General features: G+C 58.2%; 4 protein-coding genes. All 4 read right to left on the bottom strand.

What is annotated here, in order from left to right; translation table 11 throughout:
* Positions 1–364 (bottom strand): aminopeptidase P family N-terminal domain-containing protein (locus FXB38_RS42145; protein WP_246230644.1); only part of this gene is annotated, 364 nt, incomplete at its 3' end.
* A 1,300-nt stretch (positions 365–1,664) separates the two neighbouring features.
* Entirely contained in the window at positions 1,665–2,216 is a 552-nt protein-coding gene (locus FXB38_RS42140; protein ID WP_148756722.1) for a CmcJ/NvfI family oxidoreductase, read from the bottom strand.
* Positions 2,217–3,389: 1,173 nt separating this feature from the next.
* A complete protein-coding gene (locus FXB38_RS44505) occupies positions 3,390–3,713 on the bottom strand; it encodes an ATP-binding protein (protein ID WP_246230643.1) in 324 nt (107 codons plus the stop codon).
* Positions 3,714–4,506: 793 nt separating this feature from the next.
* Positions 4,507–4,896 (bottom strand): hypothetical protein, encoded by a 390-nt coding sequence (locus FXB38_RS42130; RefSeq protein ID WP_246230642.1) that lies wholly within the window; start codon positions 4,894–4,896, stop codon positions 4,507–4,509.
* Positions 4,897–6,698 lie beyond the last annotated feature (1,802 nt).

Below are 6,698 nucleotides of genomic sequence, written 5' to 3'. Positions count from 1 at the left end.
CGCGCTGCGCCACACCGATGTTATTGAGGAAGTCAATCACGGCATCGTAGCCATCGGTGTTAGCCTTACCGACTAGATTTTCCGAGTAACCGATAATCTTTTCTCTGGCCATGAAGCTCTGGTGAGCTGCTCCCGGCGCGCACATTTTGCGCACGATAAGAGTCGGCTCTTCATCTTGGATAGAGACAACAAGCGCATGCACGGCCAGCATACGCGTCACGTTGCCGGTCAGATAAGTGATATTGCTCCAACTCGTGATGACAAGCGCATCGATTTCACGCCGGGCCATTTCCGATTTCACTGCTGCCAATCTGCGCAGATATTCTGTTCTTGGAAAGGCCTGCGGCGCTTTTGCGATTGCCATTGTTGTAGGCTCCATCTTGTCGCGTAAAATTCTACTGTTGCGGAACAGAGCGGAACGCTCGCTGCGCGATGATACATCGGTACAACACCTCACTTACCGAATTTACTCCATATAACCCGAAACTGCGGAGTATTGTTGCGCGAGCCTACCATATTACGCAGTTGTCGGCCAGGAATCGAGTGCGCCGCAGTCGGGCAATCAGGCCGTCGTTCGCCTTGAGCGTGCTTGGCCTATTCCAATGCTTGATCGCAATGATTGTGAAAATGCACGCGGATGGCACGAGCGGTTTGTTGCGAACTGCGGGGTCCAGGCGCAGAAAGGCGCGAGTGTTGCGATCGGTGCAGTAGGGGACCGATCGCGGTGCTGGCGCCTTTGAGGAGGCCGAGCCAACGGCGATTTCTGCGCGATCACACAGAAAGCTGCGGCTCATTAAAGCCTTATGGCGCCAAGGAAGGTTTTCGCGCTCAAGTGCGATGCAAGACGCCCTTGCCCAGCCCGTTCCCGAAGCATCAGCATCGGAGGCCGACGCAGACTCTAGGTGACACGTTCGCCCAGAACCAGAGGCGCAGCGTGTGACGGCATTACCGCGCTCCTGCACGGAAGATGCCGCTTGACGCCGCGCAGATCAGCCCAGCACGGTCGCCTTGCCGCTCAGCAAACAGCCTGTCAATAGCCCGCAAACCGGAGGCGAACTGAGCGCGCGGATGATCCCGCCGACGACCTGAGTTCGCTCGCGCCAGTCCCAGCCCCCAAATCGAATCCGCGGCCCAAGCTGCCTCGTGAAATTCATCCGTTAGCGAGAATGAAGGTCATCACGCATTATCAGGTCACACAACCGTATCGCATCACCAATAACGGTTACTGCGAGCATCTTAAGGGTGTTGTGTAGCCCTCAGCGAAGGAAGCTCGAGAGCCACGGCAATTTGGATGCGAGCGGTGAGCACCACAACCTGTTCTACCGCACTTGAGAAAACGTACGCACAAACCAGGGGGTCTTGTCAGTAGTAGACCATTGCGCCCGCTCGTATTGGCGCTTTTTCCTCGCGCAAACGCCCCATCGGCAAGGACTCCGAAGAAGTTGCACCCAAATATATCGGCGCCTCCGAGATGACGAACGTGCTGCTGTCCGGACACCTCGCGGTTCGCACCGCTTGAGGGTCGGCTAGCACCACTCCCGCACCCGGTGCGGGGCGAGCACTCCTCATCGACAGGCGCGGACCTACCATCGACCGCGACAGCTGGCCTGCCTGCTTCGCCAGTTTGAACAGCGATTGAAAAAGACAGAAACGACCTCAACCGCTCAAGCGAAGTACACGAGGAAGCGACCCTCGACACTCACTCGAGGCTTTGCATTGGGATAGGCGCGACGATTGTCGAACGCAGCATGAGCTGCCTTTGCGTTGCAACACACCTCGGAATCATACCCCTTAAACAGAATGAACTCGTCCGCGGTCATCTCCGGAAAGTAATACCAGCGCTGCGCTGGATTGAAATGCATGACCGACAACTTAGTTGTGGTATTAAAGAAACGGTAGTTTACCACAACACTATCGGTATCGTGAACGGAGGCGCCGTCGCAGAACGCTAAGGGACAATCCTGCGGGGGCGGCGAGAGAGCATGCCAAGTTTGAGCGATCATCAATCGAGAATACGGCCTTGTCGGAACGCCCTCCGACTGATCCACAAGGGCGGCAAACATAGGACCAGCAATCGGCGCGAAATCAAGATGAGCCCATACGACCGGTTCGCATCCTTTCGGACTTGATTTCCCACTGCCATCACGAACAACAAACGATTGTTGGTGAGCCACAACCCACGACGCGTTGAAGTAATCTTTGATGAAAGGAATCATTTCTTTCTGGTGGGCGGCAGGACGCAATGCCTGATTGGACTGGCAGCCGAGTCGAGCCGCGACAAAACAACTTCGGGAGCTCTTTCGTCGGAGGTGCGTCGAGCAAAGACAAGTTGACTTTGGACATGGTCTAAATGATCACGGTTCACACGTGCTGTTGATGAGGTTCGTTTCGGATTTTCCATGACGCTTGTTTTTCCTTGCGACATCATGCCTATCGGGTTATCGCCACTACAAAATGGCGCCTTGCTCGAGAACTGATGGCCCCTGAAGAGTACAGCAAAAGAAAAGCAAGCCTTCCTGCCGATTCGGGTAGGAAATACAAGATCGCGGCCACTTTACCAATTTGTTCGATCATTCATCCTGGACATGATGAGAGTAGAGATTAGTGTGTGGGGGCAGGGAACGGTTCCTGTTACTGCCGTTTTTGATGCTAGGAAATGATCGCATCGTTTTTCGCGGAGCACGACGGAAAGACGCATCAAAGGAATGGGGCATGCATGTCTCACAGTCCAGCATTCCGTCAGTTTAGCGCCAGGAGTCCGCTGCGCCCCGGATAAGGAGAACCCGACGAAGTCGGCCTCGTAGACGGCGCTCAACACTGCGACTAACGCGCTTTGGGATGGTTTTTGTCCCCTAGCACCGCACACCAGAGGTCGCTTACTGCGATCGGCTTTGGGATGCGGATTCGAATGATCGCGTGCAGTTATTCCGATCTGATGCCGCGCAGCATTCCAATCTGATCGCCCGTACGCGAAACTGCCGATCATAAAGGCAATTGGCACCATCGTTGCCAGTGGTCAAGCGGCTGCCGAAGAGACCACGTCTATAGACTTGGTCGCGGCCCGAGGCTGCGCCTTCAAAGGCGAGAACGTCTGCGTTTTACGTACCCGCTGGGGCATTCCCACCGTCAAAATCAACGGCATGGACAAGAACCCAATGCGCTGGCCCGATGGGAGCTTCTCGATTCAGCGCGCGGCGACTGAGCTTGGAGTAACCCCGCAAACAGTGTTCGATTATCTTGCGCGGATTGCTGGCAGGTCATCAGTTAACCAAAACAGCCATGGCAGATCGAGATCTCAGAGGAACAAATCAGCCAACTTCGCAATCAGGTGCGACGCACCAAGCGTTCGAAGAAGGAGGCATCATAAAGTCATCGGCTCATTTATGAGTTCATGCCATTTGGCAATTGGAAGCTGGCTGGTAGCGGTGTGGATCGACGGCCGTAGCGGTCTTCAAGTATTTCGAGCAGATAATGACGGTATTGGCGTCGATGGCCTGGAGGCCCCAGTGGTCCAAAATCAGGAGCTCGACGGCGGCGATGCTCTTCATCCACGAGGCGAGTCGGGCGTAGCCCCGGGCGGGGTCCAGTTCTGCGGACAACCGCGGCAGCCGGGTGTAAAGTACAGAGTGGTTGTCCCGCTGGCCTTGTGGCCGAGCGCGCAGCCAAGCTAACTTTCCCGACGACGGTTGGGTCGAGAATAGCGCAATTGTCATGGTTCTTGATCCAGTCTCCCTTGAGCAGGATGTCTGGCGGTCGAACCCACGGGGCGGCGCTACTAGATCTCCTCGGGCACTGCATGATGACGCAGTTTTGCCTTGCGAAGACGAAGCGCCAGGCGTCGATTGCTACGCCAAGCCGCTCGATGCTCAGCAGCAACGCCAACCATTCGGCGTGCGCGAGACGGTGGACCTCCTCGTTGTCGGCGAGTCTCGTGAAGGCCTCGGCCAGGCCGGCAAGGCGGAGCCGGGTAAGCAAGTGGAGTGTGGGGCGTGTCAGCTTGACTTCCCTTTAGTGGCAGTATCCCGAAGCTCTGATGTTGCTGTGTATGATCGGCTTGCGCTCGGGGGACGCGGGCATTTAAACGCGATCGAGCCTTTCTCGAGGATCGGTTTGACGCTTGGCTAGTTGCGAGCCTGGACCTCAATCGCGCGCAGCGCGGCCGCCTCGATGCGCTCGGCGCCAATGCGCTTCTCGAGCCCGGACAATCCCCAGGCACGAACGATAGCCCTGTTCGGGATGCGGCCTATCCTCGATGATCCGGTCGCTCAGCGGGCGCAGCATCGGGCCGATCCGGCTTGCCTCGCTGCGGATCTTTGCCAGCGTCCACTTGCCATATGCAGGTGGCTGGAGGCATGTGGGCGCCAATCGTGGTGTGTGCCGCCCCGTTGCCGCTGCCGCGCATGTACGCGCGCGATACACTCGCCCCGAGGAAGAGTTCAACCGTCGCGCACAAATCCGCGCTTCTATCTCGCGACGGGCGAAGCGATAGGGCACCGAGTGGTAGTATCATTCGATCTCGTATCGGCGGCATTCGGAATGGACCCACGGCTCGCCGGGGAGCGGCTTAAGGTTCGGCGCGTCAATTTCCTTGAACGGCTGACGCCGTGTGCGGCCATACTGGCGCAGCACCGGTCCGTCATTGAGCTTGGCCAGCCATTCGGCAATTGCATCGTTGCGTTCGGCTAGGTTGTAAAAAGTTGGATTCCGCAACCGCCCCACCCGCCAGCGCTCGATGATTCCGACGCAGGCCTCAACTTTCGCCTTATCCGTCGGGTGTCGCGGCCGTGCCGCCAAAATCGCCGTATGATAGTGCTGCGCCATATCGCTGTAGCTGCGGTTGACGATAGGCTCATAGAGGCAGGTCTTGATCACGGCGACGTTGGCGTTGTCGGGCACCAGCAGTTGCGCCGGGGCGCCAAAAAAACTGTAGGCCGCGTTATGTCCCGCGATCCAGTCGCCGAGCTGCTCCGTTCACGTCGCCAGCGCGAACGACAAGCTGGATGCGCCCATGGCCGCGACGAGGATGTGCGCGTCACGCACCTCGCCAGTTTTACTGCTCAAGCACCAGCACCGTGTCGCCGGCATAGTCGAGAAACAATTCCTCGCCCCGCCGTGGTGCTGGCGCTCAGTTGCGGAACAAGTCACAGAAGTGGCGATTACATATCAGCCGTTATGTCGCGGCCAGATTTATGTTGTGCAAGGAGCTATAACTGCAGGGAGCCTGAACACCGTAGGCTTTGTTCACGCAATAATTCGACGTCTGGGTATCGAACCATTTGTCCAATGGAGGCTCAGACGATTAGTCCCATTCCGTTGACCGTGCCCCACCTTGATGACGCGCCATTCACCACGAGCGGTACCGGTAGCTTCGCCATTGTGCAGAAGCCGCCGCGCAGCTTCTCTCAGAGTCAAGCGGAACGAGCTGTTGCCGATTGCCGCATATCTCGGTTCAGAAGCTTCGGAGGGCATTGATATCGAGGCGCTCCAACGGATCGCAACCGAGCGTCTGCGCCTGACGGGAGCTGTGACCCGGGAGCACGAAGCGTGGTCGACATGAGACGACCTTGGCTTCGATTTCTCGTTTGATGGCGTGAACCGACCGTCGTGTTTCAGTACCAGAGCCAACTCGACCAGTATGTGACTATGGATGCGCAATATGCGCGGATTCATGCCATCGACGGTGGAGCAATGGAGCCGGATCGCCGGCCGGCTCCTGCGTTGGTGCGACAAGACAAACCCGCAATTGAGGAATCTTCAGCCTGAAGACGTAACGCCTATTTCACCGGCCAGGCCGCGGGACGATGGTCCCGCGTTTCGGCGGCCAGCACAGCCTCTGCCTTGCGGTGGGATTTCTTGGCTACGCGGCAAAGTTGGGAATGTGTACCGACTGCTTAGCGGCGCCGATTGCAGGCCTCAGCTCTATCGTCAGGAGGGTCACTACCGTATGCCCCAGATTGGTGCGACGTGCAGCGCTTGTTGGCCGACGCCGAGGCTGACAACCCCCCGGACATCCGTGATCGTGCGATCCTGCCGTTGCCCGCGGTCTACGGGATGGGCGTAGCCGCGAAGTGGCGGCATTGCGCCTTGGTCAGATTGACTGGGGCGGTAGGACACTACAGCTTTTCCGCCTAGCGCCGCCAGCCGCAGATTTACCCGTGGTGCCCTCTGCGGCTGAGGCGCTCGCCCGCTACATCGATACGGGTGCAGCCGCTATCATCGTGCCCGGAAGTGTTCCTCTGCACGCACGCGCCCCCGTCAACCGTTGAACGCGGGGAGCATCTATGACGTCGCCAGCCGCAGATTTGTGGCACTTGGAATCGACGCTGCCCACCGCCGTGGCCATGCCACACCTGCGCGTCCCGGCTTCTTGTGGAAGGTCCGTCGATAAGGAGATCGGGGACCATTTGGGACATCGCAGAGCGGCGACAATCAGCATCGACCCCAAGTGAACATGCACCCGGTTCGCGAGGTCGGAGCGTTCGATCCGGGAGCCCTCCAATGGTGCGGACCCATGTTGTCGACGGCTATCTGGCCAAGCAGCCGTCACTCGGGCACGTTTCGGGTCCGCTGAGGTTCTGCTCCGCAGGTTCTGCCGAGCGATGGGTAATCGAGACATCGCGAAGTCATCCCAGCGGCGGCAGTCGATTTCCTCCAAGGCAAAGGATCGCTCACGGCTACCTAGTGGCTCTGCACAGTGA

Origin of the sequence: Bradyrhizobium cytisi (assembly GCF_008123515.1) — a bacterium.
In the GTDB taxonomy this organism is placed as follows: Bacteria; Pseudomonadota; Alphaproteobacteria; order Rhizobiales; family Xanthobacteraceae; genus Bradyrhizobium; species Bradyrhizobium cytisi.
Note: the sequence above shows the minus strand (reverse complement) of the source record. Positions and strands in the feature narration are given on the sequence as shown.

Excerpts from the sequence above, each read along its gene's own strand:
- FXB38_RS42140 (WP_148756722.1), bottom strand. The coding sequence starts at position 2,216 with ATGATTCCTTTCATCAAAGATTACTTCAACGCGTCGTGGGTTGTGGCT.
- FXB38_RS44505 (WP_246230643.1), bottom strand. The coding sequence starts at position 3,713 with ATGACAATTGCGCTATTCTCGACCCAACCGTCGTCGGGAAAGTTAGCT.